Origin of the sequence: Vibrio breoganii (genome assembly GCF_001677275.1) — a bacterium.
In the GTDB taxonomy this organism is placed as follows: Bacteria; Pseudomonadota; Gammaproteobacteria; order Enterobacterales; family Vibrionaceae; genus Vibrio; species Vibrio breoganii.
Map to the genome: position 1 here is coordinate 703,395 of NZ_CP016177.1, position 16,170 is coordinate 719,564.

Annotated in this window: 12 protein-coding genes, 15 tRNA genes and 1 pseudogene; 2 read left to right on the forward strand and 26 right to left on the reverse strand. The window is 46.0% G+C overall.

The genetic code is table 11. The annotated features are described in order from the left end of the window. Positions 1–6: 6 nt before the first annotated feature. From rlmH to leuS, 5 genes and pseudogenes are all read right to left on the reverse strand, one after another. On the reverse strand, positions 7–477 hold the full coding sequence (rlmH, locus tag A6E01_RS03305) for a 23S rRNA (pseudouridine(1915)-N(3))-methyltransferase RlmH (protein WP_017029164.1): 471 nt from the start codon (positions 475–477) through the stop codon (positions 7–9). A 3-nt stretch (positions 478–480) separates the two neighbouring features. Next, positions 481–798, reverse strand: a complete 318-nt coding sequence (gene rsfS, locus A6E01_RS03310) for a ribosome silencing factor (RefSeq protein WP_017029165.1) — start codon at positions 796–798, stop codon at positions 481–483. A gap of 55 nt (positions 799–853) precedes the next feature. Further along, positions 854–1,864: a DNA polymerase III subunit delta gene (gene holA, locus A6E01_RS03315; RefSeq protein ID WP_017031153.1), complete on the reverse strand. Its 1,011-nt coding sequence runs from the start codon at positions 1,862–1,864 to the stop codon at positions 854–856. A 309-nt stretch (positions 1,865–2,173) separates the two neighbouring features. After that, positions 2,174–2,689, reverse strand: a pseudogene (locus A6E01_RS21510) (LPS-assembly lipoprotein LptE); the annotation flags it as partial. 132 nt (positions 2,690–2,821) lie between these two features. Continuing rightward, positions 2,822–5,395 carry a leucine--tRNA ligase gene (leuS, locus tag A6E01_RS03325; protein ID WP_065209570.1) on the reverse strand — a complete coding sequence of 858 codons (2,574 nt, stop codon included), beginning with the start codon at positions 5,393–5,395 and terminating at the stop codon, positions 2,822–2,824. Positions 5,396–5,539: 144 nt separating this feature from the next. On the opposite strand from leuS, the gene A6E01_RS03330 reads away from it, so the two are divergent. Beyond that, positions 5,540–6,010, forward strand: coding sequence for a zinc ribbon-containing protein (locus A6E01_RS03330; protein ID WP_017031150.1), 471 nt, complete (start codon positions 5,540–5,542; stop codon positions 6,008–6,010). An 11-nt stretch (positions 6,011–6,021) separates the two neighbouring features. Here A6E01_RS03330 and A6E01_RS03335 read toward each other — a convergent pair whose 3' ends face one another. The 6 genes from A6E01_RS03335 to miaB all read right to left on the reverse strand — a co-directional run bounded on the left by A6E01_RS03335 (position 6,022) and on the right by miaB (position 12,244). Beyond that, positions 6,022–6,576 carry a hypothetical protein gene (locus A6E01_RS03335; protein WP_065209571.1) on the reverse strand — a complete coding sequence of 185 codons (555 nt, stop codon included), beginning with the start codon at positions 6,574–6,576 and terminating at the stop codon, positions 6,022–6,024. Between the two features lie 67 nt (positions 6,577–6,643). Then, positions 6,644–8,170 carry an apolipoprotein N-acyltransferase gene (gene lnt, locus A6E01_RS03340; protein WP_065209572.1) on the reverse strand — a complete coding sequence of 509 codons (1,527 nt, stop codon included), beginning with the start codon at positions 8,168–8,170 and terminating at the stop codon, positions 6,644–6,646. Positions 8,171–8,225: 55 nt separating this feature from the next. Beyond that, positions 8,226–9,122, reverse strand: a complete 897-nt coding sequence (gene corC, locus A6E01_RS03345) for a CNNM family magnesium/cobalt transport protein CorC (protein ID WP_017243017.1) — start codon at positions 9,120–9,122, stop codon at positions 8,226–8,228. A 60-nt stretch (positions 9,123–9,182) separates the two neighbouring features. Next, complete coding sequence (gene ybeY / locus A6E01_RS03350) at positions 9,183–9,647, reverse strand: rRNA maturation RNase YbeY (RefSeq protein ID WP_017243016.1); 465 nt, start codon at positions 9,645–9,647, stop codon at positions 9,183–9,185. Next, on the reverse strand, positions 9,647–10,753 hold the full coding sequence (locus tag A6E01_RS03355; RefSeq protein ID WP_017243015.1) for a PhoH family protein: 1,107 nt from the start codon (positions 10,751–10,753) through the stop codon (positions 9,647–9,649). Before A6E01_RS03355 ends, ybeY begins: the two co-directional genes overlap by 1 nt. A 66-nt stretch (positions 10,754–10,819) precedes the next feature. Then, positions 10,820–12,244, reverse strand: a complete 1,425-nt coding sequence (miaB, locus tag A6E01_RS03360; protein WP_017243014.1) for a tRNA (N6-isopentenyl adenosine(37)-C2)-methylthiotransferase MiaB — start codon at positions 12,242–12,244, stop codon at positions 10,820–10,822. 594 nt (positions 12,245–12,838) lie between these two features. Here miaB and A6E01_RS03365 point away from each other — a divergent pair. After that, positions 12,839–13,996, forward strand: a complete 1,158-nt coding sequence (locus A6E01_RS03365) for an FAD-dependent oxidoreductase (RefSeq protein ID WP_082961333.1) — start codon at positions 12,839–12,841, stop codon at positions 13,994–13,996. 122 nt (positions 13,997–14,118) lie between these two features. On the opposite strand, the gene A6E01_RS03370 is transcribed toward A6E01_RS03365, so the two are convergent. The 15 genes from A6E01_RS03370 to A6E01_RS03440 all read right to left on the reverse strand — a co-directional run bounded on the left by A6E01_RS03370 (position 14,119) and on the right by A6E01_RS03440 (position 16,168). Next, positions 14,119–14,203: transfer RNA gene (locus tag A6E01_RS03370), tRNA-Leu, on the reverse strand. 83 nt (positions 14,204–14,286) lie between these two features. Beyond that, positions 14,287–14,361 (reverse strand) — tRNA-Gln (locus A6E01_RS03375). A 34-nt stretch (positions 14,362–14,395) separates the two neighbouring features. Further along, a tRNA-Leu gene (locus A6E01_RS03380) sits at positions 14,396–14,480 on the reverse strand. Between the two features lie 174 nt (positions 14,481–14,654). Continuing rightward, positions 14,655–14,729 (reverse strand) — tRNA-Gln (locus A6E01_RS03385). Positions 14,730–14,763: 34 nt separating this feature from the next. Beyond that, positions 14,764–14,848 (reverse strand) — tRNA-Leu (locus A6E01_RS03390). A 52-nt stretch (positions 14,849–14,900) separates the two neighbouring features. Continuing rightward, positions 14,901–14,977: transfer RNA gene (locus A6E01_RS03395), tRNA-Met, on the reverse strand. A 38-nt stretch (positions 14,978–15,015) separates the two neighbouring features. Then, positions 15,016–15,100 (reverse strand) — tRNA-Leu (locus tag A6E01_RS03400). Positions 15,101–15,182: 82 nt separating this feature from the next. Further along, positions 15,183–15,257 (reverse strand) — tRNA-Gln (locus A6E01_RS03405). A gap of 34 nt (positions 15,258–15,291) precedes the next feature. Then, a tRNA-Leu gene (locus tag A6E01_RS03410) sits at positions 15,292–15,376 on the reverse strand. An 83-nt stretch (positions 15,377–15,459) separates the two neighbouring features. Beyond that, positions 15,460–15,534 (reverse strand) — tRNA-Gln (locus A6E01_RS03415). Between the two features lie 34 nt (positions 15,535–15,568). Next, positions 15,569–15,653, reverse strand: a tRNA-Leu gene (locus tag A6E01_RS03420). 73 nt (positions 15,654–15,726) lie between these two features. Then, positions 15,727–15,803: transfer RNA gene (locus A6E01_RS03425), tRNA-Met, on the reverse strand. An 80-nt stretch (positions 15,804–15,883) separates the two neighbouring features. Beyond that, positions 15,884–15,958, reverse strand: a tRNA-Gln gene (locus A6E01_RS03430). A gap of 8 nt (positions 15,959–15,966) precedes the next feature. Continuing rightward, positions 15,967–16,051: transfer RNA gene (locus A6E01_RS03435), tRNA-Leu, on the reverse strand. 40 nt (positions 16,052–16,091) lie between these two features. Continuing rightward, positions 16,092–16,168 (reverse strand) — tRNA-Met (locus A6E01_RS03440). Positions 16,169–16,170: the final 2 nt, after the last annotated feature.

A 16,170-nucleotide genomic window follows, 5' to 3' on the forward strand; every position in this document is an offset into this window, starting at 1 on the left:
GCTCTGTTACTCACGATGGTACGGGTGGTTCGCGTTAACGCTCCAAGCTCGATAAAGACTCTCTGCCATTACTACGCGCACCAAAGGGTGAGGAAGAGTCAAAGGAGAGAGTGACCAGCTTTGTTCTGCTGCCGCTTTACAGGCTGGCGCTAAACCCTCTGGGCCACCAATTAAGATGGATACATCTCGAGCATCAAGTTTCCAGCGATCCAATTGTTTAGCCAGTTGTGGTGTATCCCAAGGCTTGCCTGGAATATCTAAGGTCACAATACGGTTTCCCTTAGGTACCGCAGCCAACATGGCTTCGCCTTCTTTTTGCAAGATGCGTGCAATATCGGCATTCTTGCCTCGTTTACCAGCAGTAATTTCAATGAGCTCTAGTGGCATATCGTTGGGAAAACGACGCTTGTACTCATTAAAGCCTTCTTCTACCCATTTTGGCATTTTAGTGCCAACGGCAACGAGTTGGATCTTCACTGATTAACCCCAAAGTTTTTCTAGTTGGTAAAGCTCGCGATGTTCTTCTTGCATGACATGAACCATAGTAGAACCCATATCTACGACAACCCATTCACCTTCAAGTTCACCATCCATTCCTAGAGGCTCAATACCGATCTTTTTTGCTTCAATAGCAATATGATCAGCGATTGAAGATACGTGGCGCTTAGACGTGCCTGTGCAAACCAGCATGTAATCAGTCACGCTTGATTTACCCTGAACGTCCAATGTCACGATCTTTTGTGCTTTCATATCGTCAGCTTTATCAGCTAAAAAGTCTTTTAATGCTTCGCCTTGCAATGCCGGCTCCTTAATAAATTTGTTTAGGTTCAAAAAAGTATACCATGCGTCGCTGTTAAGCGTTTCTCGGCATGCTCATATCGAGTGTCAACTGGGTAAGTATTGGCCATACACTGTTGTCGTAGTCGGTTTTCACGGTATGTTCTGCCTGAGCTAACGTACATACCATGCTATAGAGTGTTTTTGGCGTATGGCGGTTAAGGGCTGCTGTATAAAGCGGTCGCTTGTTGTTCCAAACGCGGTATTGGTCAAACACTTGTTGTAGGCTTTTGCTTGTGAGTTCTTGTTTGTAGCTCATCAAGGTATTCAGCTCTTTTTGCAGTGTTCGCAGTAAGATCACCGCTTCAACGCCTTCACCATGTAACTCACGCAGGATTCGCTGGCTACGTTTAGCCTTGCCTTCGAGCATGGCATCAATCCAGTTAAACGCCGTAAAGTGGTTATGCCTGCTCAAGGCTGATTCTATACGAACTAGGGTAAGTACACCGTCAGGGTAGAGTAAACAAAGCTTCTCTAAACTCTGACTCAGCGCTAATAGGTTCCCTTCATGCCATTGAGCCAGCATTTGCACCGCCTCAGTATCAGGCTTGAGCCCTAATTGATGGCAACGTTGAAGTACAAACTGAGGCAGTCGTTGAATATCGGGTGTGAGACAACTGACCCAAAGGCCATTGGAATTCAGCGCCTTAAACCACTTAGCGTTTTCTTGTGCTTTAGTGAGTTTACTTCCAGATACAATCAGAATGACATCAGGGTTGAGTACTTGATGAAGGTTAAGTAGTTCTTTGGTTATGGCTTGATTAGTGCCCGATTCAGGGAGTTCTAGTTGTAGAATTTTCTTCTCAGCAAATAGACTCATCGAATTACAGGCATCAAAGACCTCATTCCAGTCGGTTTGAGCTGTAATAGAAAAGCGAAACACCTCACTAAAGCCTTCTGATTTGGCTCTGTGCTCTATTTGGTCTCGAGATTCTTGAATGAGTAGGGGCTCACCACCAAACAGCAAATACACTGGGTGCAGTTGCCTTTGTAGTGTGTTGGCCAACTTGTCGGCAAAGATACGCATGCTTAGTCTCTACTTAGCAACGTCAGATTCAGAGTTCACTGTTGTGTCTTCTTCTGTGTTAGTTGCTTCAGAGCTGTTTGCTTCAGACGTATCTTCTGAATCGGTTTCTACACTCGCGTCTGGATTCTCGGCTTCTGAGTTGCTGTCAGCTTCTGAAGTTGATGATGCAGGAGGCGCCGTTTGCAGCTCAACAGGAATTGTTGCCTGATCGTTTTTCTCGTATTCAGCCTGCAGACTAATCTGGTCGTCTTTTCTTTGAGAAGGGTCTTCAATCACGCCGTCTTCATTAACGAAGGTATCAAATGAGCCGTCATCGTTATCAAGGTCGGTGCGTAATCGCGCCAGCTGACGAATGATCTGTCTTGCGGCTTGCTTGCGCATCTCATCTTCAATCATGTCTCTTTCAACAGATTTTGCCAGTGCGGTTAACGGGTTATCGAGATAACTGCGGTTAACTTGGGTGCTGAATGTTCGTGTACCCACATCTGGAACCACGACGCGGTAGCTTGCTCTTAGAGTCAGTTCTTTTTCCGCTGCACGACTGTTTTGATATAGGGAAAGGGTGCGTTCGCTAATACTCTCGGTAAGCAGGTGAATATTGGTGATATTCGCCGCTGGAGTAACAAGCTGTATGCCATTTTGTCTTAGTTCCGTTTTGACCTCTCGAGTGAACTGAGCATAGTCATCGTAGCTGGTCAAAGACATGGAACTGACTTCTTCTGGCACCAAGTAGCTGCCGCGAAAATGAAAACCACAGCCGCTCAGTAATGAGGCAATAAGTAGAGCAATAGCTAGGCGTAAATGAGAAAGGCGTGCAATTTGCATCAAAAGAATACTCTCTTAAGGAAGTTCGGTTCTTATCGTGCTTCTCTGGAACAAGGCCGTTTGCGACAAAAAAGCAGGATAAAAAACGAAAAGTGAGGGCTACATGATGTAACCCTCAGCTTTAAGCGTAGATTAGTTTGCTACAATATTCAGTAGCTTACCTGGTACATAGATCACTTTACGCACAGTTTTATCTTCGATGAACTTAACGACGTTCACATCGTTTAGACCCAGTTCTTCAACTTGCTCTTTCGATGCATCGGCAGCCACGGTTAGTTTTGCACGAAGTTTACCGTTTACTTGAACAACGATAGTTTTTTCGTCTTCAACTAGTGCTTTCTCATCAAACGTTGGCCATGTTGCCGAGTCTACGTTTGATTCACCTAATGCAATCCACATTTCGTAAGAGATGTGCGGAGTCATCGGGTAAAGCATACGAACTACCGCTTTTAGTGCCTCATCAAGGATCGCTCTGTCTTGAACTGATTCTTGAGGCGCTTTTGCTAGCTTGTTCATTAGTTCCATGATGGCAGCGATTGCAGTGTTGAACGTTTGGCGACGGCCAATATCGTCAGTCACTTTAGCAATGGTCTTGTGAACATCACGGCGTAGAGCTTTTTGGTCACCTGATAGTGCAGCAACATCAACAGATTCAGCAGCACCCTTAGATGAGTGTGCGTGAACCAGTTTCCAAACACGTTTCAAGAAGCGGTTTGCACCTTCAACACCAGACTCTTGCCATTCAAGGGTCATATCGGCAGGAGAGGCAAACATCATGAACAGACGTACTGTATCAGCGCCGTACTTGTCGACCATCTCTTGCGGATCAATACCATTGTTCTTCGACTTAGACATCTTGATCATGCCTGAGTGTTCTACGTTACGACCTTGAGTGTCTACCGCGTTCTCGATGCGACCTTTACCATCACGCTCAACGGTTACATCCGTTGGTGCGATCCATTCTTTAGTGCCTTTCTCGTTGGTGTGGTAGAAGGCGTCAGCCAGAACCATACCTTGACAAAGAAGCTGCTTGAACGGCTCGTCAGAGGTCACGTAGCCTGCATCACGAAGCAATTTGTGGAAGAAGCGAGAGTACAGTAGGTGCATACATGCGTGCTCGATACCACCCACGTACTGGTCTACAGGTAGCCAGTAGTTTGCTTTTTCTGGATCTAGGATATCGTCCGCTTGTGGTGAACAGTAGCGTGCGTAGTACCAAGATGACTCCATAAAGGTATCAAAGGTATCTGTTTCACGAAGTGCTGGCTCACCGTTGAATGTGGTTTTTGCCCACTCTTTATCAGCTTTGATAGGGCTCGTTACGCCATCCATCACTACGTCTTCAGGTAAAATCACTGGTAGCTGGTCAGCAGGTACCGGATGAACTTCACCGTCTTCCGTCGTTACCATAGGGATTGGAGCACCCCAGTAACGCTGACGAGATACACCCCAGTCACGTAGACGGAAGTTTACTGTCTTAGTGCCTTTGCCTTCTGCTTCCAGTTTTGCTGCGATAGCATCAAAGGCTGCTTGGAACTCAAGGCCATCAAATTCGCCTGAATCAAACAGTACACCCTTCTCAGTGTATGCAACCTCTGAGATATCTAGCTCAGCGTCATCAGTTGGCTTGATTACTGGCACTATGTCTAGGCCGTATTTAGTCGCAAATTCGTAGTCACGTTGATCGTGAGCAGGAACTGCCATAACAGCGCCTGTGCCGTAATCCATCAATACGAAGTTAGCAACAAATACAGGTACTTCACGGCCGTTCAATGGGTGAATTGCGGTAAGGCCAGTCGCCATACCTTTCTTCTCCATTGTTGCAAGCTCAGCTTCAGCAACCTTGTTGTTTTTGCACTCTTCGATGAACGCAGCAAGCTCAGGGTTATTCTCTGCAGCGATTGCTGCTAGAGGGTGACCTGCAGCAATACCCACGTAAGTCACACCCATTAGGGTATCTGGACGCGTGGTGTAAACTTCTAGGTCTTGTTGACCATTAACTTCAAACTTTAGCTCAACGCCTTCAGAGCGACCGATCCAGTTGCGCTGCATGGTCTTAACCATTTCAGGCCAGCCATCGAGGTTATCTAGGTCATCTAGAAGCTCTTGAGCGTATTCAGTGATCTTAATGAACCACTGTGGGATCTCTTTTTGCTCTACTGGAGTATCACAACGCCAGCAGCAGCCATCTTCAACCTGCTCGTTTGCAAGAACAGTTTGGTCGTTTGGACACCAGTTAACCGAAGAGGTTTTCTTGTAAACCAAGCCTTTTTCATAAAGCTTAGTGAAGAAGCCTTGCTCCCAACGGTAGTACTCTGGAGTACAAGTCGCGAACTCGCGGTTCCAGTCGTAACCAAAGCCAAGAAGCTTAAGCTGGTTCTTCATGTACTCGATATTTTCGTATGTCCAAGGAGCCGGTGCAGTATTGTTCTTAACTGCAGCGTTCTCTGCTGGCAGGCCAAAAGCATCCCAACCAATAGGTTGCATCACGTTTTTGCCTTGCAGGCGCTGGAAGCGAGATACTACGTCACCAATGGTGTAGTTACGTACGTGGCCCATGTGTAGACGACCACTTGGGTACGGAAACATAGAAAGACAGTAGAATTTTTCTTTGTTTGGGTCTTCACTTACAACAAAGGTTTCATTGTTGTCCCAGTGCTGTTGAACTTTTTGTTCAATATCTTGCGGGTTGTATTGTTCTTGCATCGACGCTATCCATTTTCTTGGAAACTGTGAGAACGATTAAATCAGTTCGTTTTAGATCAGCATAGAATACCTAAAGGAGCTAAAAGCAACAACCACAAAGCAAGCTTTAAGCAATGTTAATTGCCATTAGGCAAAGGAGGGCATATGCCAAAACGTCAGGCGGGTTATGATGAGCTGTTATCCGATGTAGTAGAAACCTTAAAACACAGCCCAGATGAAATAAATAATGTGATTGCTAATTCAGAGAAGGTGGTTGAGGCTGCCAATGACATGACCAAAGACGAATTAGCCTTAGTTTCGGCGTATGTTAAGTCGGATCTGCAAGAATTTGCTAATAACTTTGAAGAGAGCAAGTCGGGGCCTTTTTACCTCATGATTGCAAATACGGTGTGGCAATCGCTATTGGATATTACCGATAAAACAAAAGTCGAATGGGTTGAATTTTTTCAAGATCTTGAGCACCAAGGGGTGTATAAGTCCGGCGAGATTATCGGCTTGGGTGTACTAATCTGCGAAAAATGTGGCCACCGAACTCAATATAATCACGCCACCGAGATTCAGGCGTGCCCTCAATGTGGGCATGATGAGTTTTCTAGGCAGCCACTAAAACCTTAGGATTCAAGACCCTAGTAATCTTGATCTAAGGTTACGTTCCAATTGGACTGCAGATCATTAGCTGTGATCTCTTCTGCGATGTCTTCACGAGTCGCAGTCGGAGCCCAAGTTAACCCGTAATAGAGTTGATGAGTACCGTAATCGTCCTCAATGGAACCCCTTAATAAGAAGGGCGCCACCAAAACGGTATTTGGCTTTATGTTGACGCTTTGAGAAACCTTGCGTGTGATATGTTTTTTGCCATTTTTAAACTGTGTTCTGCGATGAGGGTAGCAACGTATTTCGGTAAGAAGTTGATAGCCAGTAGGCATATCATCAATGTAAAGATACCCTTCAAGGTCGCCATTATCGTTTCTTTTTCCGTTCGTTAGATACCCAGATTTATATTGGTCACCAAATTTCAGGTCAAATCGTCGGCAAGTGAATTTGTTCACACCGTCATAAGAGATGGAAAATGGTATAGCGACAGCGCCCATAGTATTCGAACTGTCTTGAGTATTTCCGGCACAACCACTTGTTGTTAGAAGTAAGATAGAAATAGGAAGAAGAGAGAAGTGTTCTTTCATTGCAAACCCTTGCTAGTTGATCTCTTTTCAAGCTAGCAAAGGCTTACCGTATTGAGTTTAGTGCTAATTAGTCTTTCGGCCGAGTTCTCATAGATAGGAACACAGAGAACAATAGGATACAGAAAACTGCGATATCTAGCGGTAACCCACCAAATTGAACGTAAGGGGTTTTACCGTTTGTCGGTACGACCTTCGCTCTTAGTACTGCTTCCTCAAACTGTGGAAGATCAGCGGTTATGTGACCTTTGTAATCCGTGACGGCGGTGACACCGTTGTTCGTTGCGCGAATCACGGGCATACCAAACTCTAAGGCTCTCATGCGAGCAATAGCCATGTGTTGAAGCGGGCCTATTGAGTCACCAAACCAAGCATCGTTAGATAGGGTCAAGATGTAGTCAGTTTCGTCGGTGATATTATCTCGAAGCTGCTGGCCAAAGATAATCTCGTAACATAGCGCTACCACCATATGCATGCCTTTGGCGACAATATTGTCTTGCACATAATCACCACGATCAAATGAAGACATCGGTAAATTAAAGAACGGCGCCAGAGGTCTTAAAAAGTCCTCGAGAGGCACAAACTCACCAAACGGCAACAGGTGATGCTTTTTATAGCGAGGCTGAGTGTCGTAGTTGTATTCACCTGATGGTGTCACTCCAACCGTTGTGACGCTGTTGTAATAGGTGTGACGCCCCTCTTGAGTCAGGACCCCAGTGATTACCGCTGAATCGTTCTGGCGAGCCGCTTTATCGAGATTGCTCATGAAAGAGGTGACTTCGTCTTCGAACGCAGGTATTGCCGCCTCAGGCCAGATGATAATATCCGCATCCCAGTTTTGGCGAGTATGGTCCATATACTTCATTAGCGTTGGCCAGCGCTGGCTTGGTAGCCACTTTGTCTCTTGCTGAACATTGCCCTGAATAAGTGCCACTGTTTGTGCTCGACTTTCGTCAGGGGCTACCCAGTTGATGAAATGCGTTAATCCTGCAACGGCAAACAGTGCCACAGGAATCCACACTTGTTTCCAAGTACGGCGAGTAATAATCATGGCTAAGCTACTCGATATCGCCATCACCCACATGCTAATCAAGTCTACACCGCCGATAGGAGCTAATCCGGATAGTGGTGATTCTATCTGTGTGTAACCTAGTAAAAGCCAAGGGAAGCCTGTTAGAGCCCAGCCACGTAACCAATCACAGATTATCCATAAAGCGGGGGTGACAAGTAGGGCATTAAACCAGTGCTTGTGTCCGTTAAATTTCGTATATAGGGCAGCAAACAGCGCCGAGTAGATCGAGAGATAACCAACCAGCAACGCCATGAGTAGTAGGCTGGCGGGTTTTGGCATGCCACCAAAGGTATCTATGCTGACATGCACCCAACTGATGCCTGTGGCAAATAGCCCTATGCCCCACAGGTACCCTATTAAGGCAGAGGAGCGAGTTGATTGTCCCTTAAGTAAGAGAAGCAACAGCAACGGGCTGAGCAGAGCCAGGGGCCAAATTTGATATGGGGCGAAGGAAAGAGTTGTGCTGGCGCCAACAAAAGCGGCCGCAAGCGGCCGCATTAGGCGATGAGTCATCAATGATTTCATCTTAGTATTGAGTCTGTTTCTCTAGAGGGTTATACCTCGTCCGAGAGCAAGCGTGTTATTCGCCACTCTCTTTCTCAGACTCATTGTCTGGGACGGTAACCTGAAGTTGAATAATACGGCGATTATCTGCTGACGTGACCTTGAAGCTATACGCCTCGATCTCGACGATTTCGCCTCGACTAGGTAGATGACCAAATTGGGTCATGACCAAACCACCTACGGTATCCACTTCTTCATCGCTGAAGTTAGTGTCAAAGGTATCATTAAATTCTTCGATAGTCGTCAGAGCCCTGACAGCAAATGTATGTTTGCTGAGCTGGCGGATCTCTAACTCTTCTTCGTCGTCAAACTCATCTTCAATCTCACCAACGATCTCTTCAAGAATATCCTCGATAGTGATCAGGCCAGATACACCACCAAACTCATCGACCACAATTGCCATATGGTAGCGCTCTTCGCGGAATTCCTTAAGTAGGCGATCCACACGCTTACTCTCTGGAACAACCACTGCAGGGCGTATGACTTGCTCGATATCGAAGGGTGCACTTTCCGAGCCTAGATATTTCAACAGGTCTTTAGCCAGCAAAATACCTTCAACGTGGTCCTTATCCTCGCTGATAACAGGGTAACGGGAGTGTTGTGCGTCAGTGATAAGATTGATGAGCGCATCAAGGTCGTCAGTGCGTTCTACCGTAACCATTTGCGAGCGAGGGATCATGATGTCACGAACTTTCTGCTCGGCAATTTCCATCACACCCTCAAGCATATCTCGAGTGTCATGGTCGATTAGGTCGTTTTCTTCCGAATCACGGATGACATCGACGAGTTCTTGGCGGTCTTTAGGGTCCACTTGGAAAAGTTGACCTAGACGTTCGAAGAAGGATTTCCTACTCGGACCTTCTGATTTTTCCTTTGAGCCCTCTTTAGAGGGCGAGTTGTCTTCGCTGTTCATTGCTTCTCAATGGTTAACGCTATCAAATGTGTAATAGCTCACTGTATCTTTATATTGGGATTACTGCTTTTCTGCAAGGTAAGGATCGTCAAAACCTAACCCTTGCATAATTTCAGTTTCTAGAGATTCCATCTCTTCGGCTTCTTCGTCCTGAATATGGTCGTAGCCAAGCAGGTGTAAGCTGCCGTGCACCACCATATGAGCCCAATGTGCAGTCAGAGGTTTTTGCTGCGCAGCGGCTTCATCTTCAACCACTTGCTTGCAAATGACAAGATCCCCTAGCAAATTTATTTCTACGCCGGGAGGTGCCTCAAATGGGAAGGACAGAACGTTGGTCGGCTTATCTTTACCACGATAATCGTGATTAAGCTGGTGGCTCTCTTCAGAATCCACTATACGAATAGTGAGTTCTGAGTCAGGCTGAAATTGCGTTAACGTGTAATCAAGCCAAGACTGAAAGTCTTGTTCTGAAGGTAACTGGCTGTCGTTTTCAACAGCCAGTTGTAGGTCCAGATAAATGGCCATTATTTACTCACAAGTTGTGATTGTTGCTGAGTTTGAAGTGCAGCGTCAGCGACAAGTTTAGCTTCACGCTCTTCGCGTTCTTGACGACGACGTTGTTCAATCGCTTTCTTTTCTTTTTGGTCTTGAACTTCCCACTTCTCATAGGCGTTAACGATACGTGCTACCACTGGGTGTCGCACAACATCATCCGCTAAGAAGAAGTTGAAGCTGATATCGTCCACTTCAGAAAGTACTTCGATAGCGTGGCGTAAGCCAGATTTAGCACCACGAGGTAAATCTATTTGGGTAACGTCACCTGTGATAACAGCTCGCGAGTTAAAGCCGATACGCGTTAAGAACATCTTCATCTGCTCGATGGTGGTGTTCTGGCTCTCATCCAAAATAATAAATGCGTCGTTCAAAGTACGGCCACGCATATAGGCAAGAGGCGCAACTTCAATAACGTTACGTTCAATCAACTTTTCAACACGCTCAAAACCTAACATTTCAAACAGTGCATCATAAAGAGGGCGAAGGTAAGGGTCGACCTTTTGGCTGAGATCGCCAGGCAAGAAACCCAGCTTTTCACCGGCTTCTACCGCAGGGCGAGTCAATAAGATACGTCTGATCTCTTGGCGCTCAAGTGCGTCGACGGCAGCTGCAACGGCTAGGTAAGTTTTACCAGTACCAGCGGGGCCAACACCAAAGGTGATATCGTGGGTGACCATGTTCATCAGATATTGGGCCTGGTTTGGCGTGCGAGGTTTAATCACACCCTTTTTAGTCTTAATAAACACTTCTTTGCCGTGAGAGAACTCAGCTTCGGCAGCCTGCTCAAGGACGCCACTTTCTTTCACTTCTAGATGGATTTGCTCTGGCTCTATATCAGGGATATTGCCACGAACAGGCGCAGTTTGAACGTAAAGTCTTTTAACGATATCGAGTGCCGCAGAGGCGGTATGAGGTTGGCCCACGATGGAGAAGTGGTTACCACGATAGTTGATTTCAACGCCAAGGCGACGTTCTAGGTGCTTGATGTTGTCATCAAAAGGGCCACAAAGGCTAGAAAGACGGTGATTATTTGCTGGTTCTAGATCGATCTCTAGGGTAACAATTTTATTGCTCAATGGTGCCTCGCATTTACTGTACTGAAGGAGTCCTTGTGGACTCTTTCAGTATAGCTGTATGTTACTTTAAGGTGTAAATGTCGCTACACCTAATTCATCTTCCTTGCGTGTCTTAGTCATCATCTCAGTTGGAGAGACAGCGATACGAAGGTCCATTTCTGATTCTGTGCGAACAAGTTCGCCACGTAAAGAGTTAGCGAACACGTCTGTGATTTTTACATCAACGAATTGGCCAATTAGGTCAGCATTACCTTCAAAGTTCACTACGCGGTTGTTTTCTGTACGTGCGCGAAGCTCCATCAGATCTTTCTTCGATGGGCCTTCTACCAATACGCGTTGCACTGTACCTAGCATTTGACGAGAGTAACGCATCGCTTGTGCGTTAACCGTTTGCTGTAGCTCGTACAAACGCTCTTTCTTCTCTTGCTCTGTCAGATCACATGGGTAATCTGCTGCTGGCGTACCAGGGCGAGGAGAGAAGACAAAGCTGAAGCTCATGTCGAAATCAACGTCACGGATGATCTTCATTGTGTCTTGGAAGTCTTGGTCAGACTCACCAGGGAAGCCAACAATAAAGTCTGAGCTGATCTGGATATCAGGACGAGCTTTACGCAGTTTACGGATAATCGACTTGTATTCGATTGCGGTATGAGGACGCTTCATCATAGTCAGGATACGGTCTGAACCGCTTTGCACTGGTAGGTGCAAGAAGCTAACTAGCTCTGGAGTGTCTTCGTACACTGCAATGATGTCGTCAGTAAACTCAAGCGGGTGGCTTGTAGTAAAGCGAATGCGGTCAATACCATCAATTGAGGCTACTAGGCGCAGTAGGTTTGCAAACGAACAGATGTCACCATCGTACGTTGGACCGCGGTATGCATTTACGTTTTGGCCAAGAAGGTTGACTTCGCGTACACCTTGCTCAGCAAGTTGTGCGATTTCAAATAGAACATCGTCCATCGGACGGCTAACTTCTTCACCACGAGTGTAGGGTACAACACAGTATGTGCAGTATTTAGAACAGCCTTCCATAATAGAAACGAACGCTGTTGCACCTTCAGCGCGAGGCTCAGGTAAGTTGTCAAACTTCTCGATCTCAGGGAAAGAGATGTCCATAACAGGGGCATCATCGCTTTGAGATTGTTTGATCATCTCTGGAAGACGGTGCAGTGTTTGCGGGCCAAAGATAACATCAACGTAAGGTGCACGTTGACGAATATGGTCGCCTTCTTGAGTCGCAACACAACCACCAACACCGATGACTACGCCTGGTTTAGTGTCTTTTAAAGTCTTCCAACGGCCAAGCTGGTGGAACACTTTTTCTTGTGCTTTTTCACGAATAGAGCAGGTGTTTAGTAGTAATACATCCGCTTCTTTAGGATCTTCTGTTAGCTCAAATCCGTTGGCGGCATTAAGCAGGTCAGCCATCTTTGATGAATCGTATTCGTTCATCTGGCAACCCCAGGTCTTGATCAGAAGTTTCTTACTCATTGCATTCACACTCGTGTTAATTAATCACTTTTCAACTGGCTATATTGCTCAGTATTTCACCACGCATAGTCGTGGCGAGCCGCGTATTGTACTGACTAAATGATGCAATGACTAGCTTTCAAGCTTAAATTTCATCCGTTGCAGGGTAAGGCATTGTTTGTATTGAGCTGCTTTTTTGTAGATTTAATCCAAACTGGGGAGGTAACAACAAATAAACTTAAGGGGGAGAATTAGGGTCTGTTGACCTTTTGCGATTAAATTTTGCTCGACCAGAAGCCATTTAATCAAGGCGAGGGACTTGCAGCCTAGTCATCTAAGCAAAAGGCGCTCAACGAAGAGTAAATGGCTTCTGGACGAGCCCTTCGGGTAGCGCTTTGTTGGGCATTACTACCGCGTTAGCCGCTTTTCATGTGGAACCACCACACCTAAAAGCGACTGCCTTGTATTAATACCCAACAAATCGCTACAAAAACAACCTCAAAAGATCAACAGACCCTAGAGCATGAATAAATTGAGTCCTCGTACAGGCATTGCTGAGCGCTTTTAAGTACAATTAATCAAAAGGCATAAACAAATGTTATTTAAGGATAAAGGGTGGCACACATGCATTTTGATGTAGCAGTGATAGGCGGTGGCATGGTTGGCGCCGCAACAGCGCTCGGGCTGGCAAAGCAAGGTAAACGAGTTGCGATTGTCGAGGGCTACCAACCTAAGTCTTTTGAATCTTCTCAAGACTTGGATATCCGAATCTCAGCCATATCAAAAAGCTCCGTTGATCTTCTAGAGCAACTGGGTGCTTGGCCCCATATCCAAAGTAAGAGGGTTTATCCCTACTCAGGCTTGGAAACGTGGGAACTTGAAAATTGCTGTACACGCTTTGATGCGGCTGATCTTGATTTGCCTCTGCTGGGTTATATGGTTGAGAATCGTGTTTTGCAGTTGGGGATCTGGGAGGCTCTGAGTGAGGACTCGAACGTGACCTTTTACTGCCCGGACTCTTTGGTGAGTATGACGACAAATGAACAGGGTAAGCACTTAGAGCTGTCGTCTGGGGATGTATTGAGCGCCAGCTTAGTGGTTGGAGCGGATGGTGCAAACTCAAAGGTGAGACAAATCGCTGGAATTGGCGTGACAGCCTGGGATTACCGACAAGATTGTATGCTGATCAATGTGGATACAGATTGCCTTGATGTCGATGTGACTTGGCAGTGGTTTACTCCTAGTGGCCCAAGGTCGTACTTGCCGATGGGCGAGGGCAAAGGTTGCCTAGTTTGGTATGACTCACCGCAGCGCATTAAGCAGCTTGCTCAATTAAGTGTTGCAGAATTACAAGCTGAGATAGAGCGATGCTTCCCTAAGAGAGTTGGCCATGTAACGGTAAAAGATTCGGCTTCATTTCCTTTGAAACGTCGCCATGCCCAACACTACTGTAAGGAAGGGGCTGTGTTGGTGGGAGATTCCGCCCATACCATCAATCCATTGGCGGGACAGGGTGTTAATCTAGGCTTTAAAGATGTTACTGCATTGCTGACAACATTGAGTGATGGCGATTATTCTTTGGATAATCTTGAACAATATCAGCAACTAAGAAAAACAGATAATTTGATAATGCAAACCGCTATGGATGTATTCTATGTGGGCTTTAGCAATAATCTAGGACCAGTAAAGATGCTAAGAAATGTTGGGCTTAAACTGGCTGACAGTGCAGGCCCTCTTAAGCATCAAGCATTGAAGTATGCCTTAGGGTTATAGCGTTTTTAATTGTTAAAACGGAAAGGGCGCAGATAGCATGATGTTGTCTGCGCCCTTTTTATATGAGATGACTTTTCTACAGGCAATAAAAAACCCGTCTAAAAGACGGGTTCTCTATATGATGGTGCGGAAGGAGAGACTTGAACTCTCACACCTTGCGGCGCCAGAACCTAAATCTGGTGCGTCTACCAATTCCGCCACTTCCGCATCAATTTTGTGGTTAGAGAGATGATTGGTGAATCTCAATAACGTTGTGTACTCTTTTTACTAAGAGCTACCACTTTAAATAGTGGCTGGGCTACCTGGATTCGAACCAGGGAATGCTGGCATCAAAAGCCAGTGCCTTACCGCTTGGCGATAGCCCAACAGAGAAAGTTCCATGAACTCAATCTTAAATAATGGTGCGGAAGGAGAGACTTGAACTCTCACACCTTGCGGCGCCAGAACCTAAATCTGGTGCGTCTACCAATTCCGCCACTTCCGCATCGCTTTGTTTTATCTCTAAGCAAGAGTTTAGTCTTAGTCGATGATTGGTGAATCAACTAGACGTTGTGTGCTCTTTTACTAAGAGCGTCCACTTAAATAGTGGCTGGGCTACTTAGAGCCGAACCAGGGGGAATAACGAGGCATCAAATGCTTTGTCTCACCCTTATTGTAGTGGCTGGGCTACCTGGATTCGAACCAGGGAATGCTGGCATCAAAAGCCAGTGCCTTACCGCTTGGCGATAGCCCAACAGAGAAAGTTCTAAGAACTCAATCTTAAATAATGGTGCGGAAGGAGAGACTTGAACTCTCACACCTTGCGGCGCCAGAACCTAAATCTGGTGCGTCTACCAATTCCGCCACTTCCGCAACAATCTTGTAGTCTTAGTCGATGATTGGTAAATCAACTAGACGTTGTAAATGGTGGCTACTGCGGGATTTGAACCTGCGACCCCATCATTATGAGTGATGTGCTCTAACCAGCTGAGCTAAGTAGCCACTCTGTTTTAGAGATAACGTGATCCCTAAATTAAATATGGTGCGGAAGGAGAGACTTGAACTCTCACACCTTGCGGCGCCAGAACCTAAATCTGGTGCGTCTACCAATTCCGCCACTTCCGCATCAATTTTGTAGTCTTAGTCGATGATTGGTGAATCAACTAGACGTTGTGTGCTCTTTTACTAAGAGCGTCCACTTAAATAGTGGCTGGGCTACCTGGATTCGAACCAGGGAATGCTGGCATCAAAAGCCAGTGCCTTACCGCTTGGCGATAGCCCAACAGAGAAAGTTCTAAGAACTCAATCTTAAATAATGGTGCGGAAGGAGAGACTTGAACTCTCACACCTTGCGGCGCCAGAACCTAAATCTGGTGCGTCTACCAATTCCGCCACTTCCGCATCAATTTTGTGGTTAGAGAGATGATTGGTGAATCTCAATAACGTTGTGTGCTCTTTTTACTAAGAGCTACCACTTTAAATAGTGGCTGGGCTACCTGGATTCGAACCAGGGAATGCTGGCATCAAAAGCCAGTGCCTTACCGCTTGGCGATAGCCCAACAGAGAAAGTTCCATGAACTCAATCTTAAATAATGGTGCGGAAGGAGAGACTTGAACTCTCACACCTTGCGGCGCCAGAACCTAAATCTGGTGCGTCTACCAATTCCGCCACTTCCGCATCGCTTTGTTTTATCTCTAAGCAAGAGTTTAGTCTTAGTCGATGATTGGTAAAATCAACCAGACGTTGTATATGGTGGCTACTGCGGGATTTGAACCTGCGACCCCATCATTATGAGTGATGTGCTCTAACCAGCTGAGCTAAGTAGCCACTTTAATTTTGAGCGAGAGAGGATAAACTAATCTCGCTTTATTTCCAATGATTTTTTAATAAAATCACGAAATAAAATGTGGCTGGGCTACCTGGATTCGAACCAGGGAATGCCGGCATCAAAAGCCGGTGCCTTACCGCTTGGCGATAGCCCAACTAAATATGGTGCGGAAGGAGAGACTTGAACTCTCACACCTTGCAGCGCCAGAACCTAAATCTGGTGCGTCTACCAATTCCGCCACTTCCGCATATTTCCTAATAACTCTCAAAAAGAAAGCATTTAGGAAATGGTGGCTACTGCGGGATTTGAACCTGCGACCCCATCATTATGAGTGATGTGCTCTAACCAGCTGAGCTAAGTAGCCAT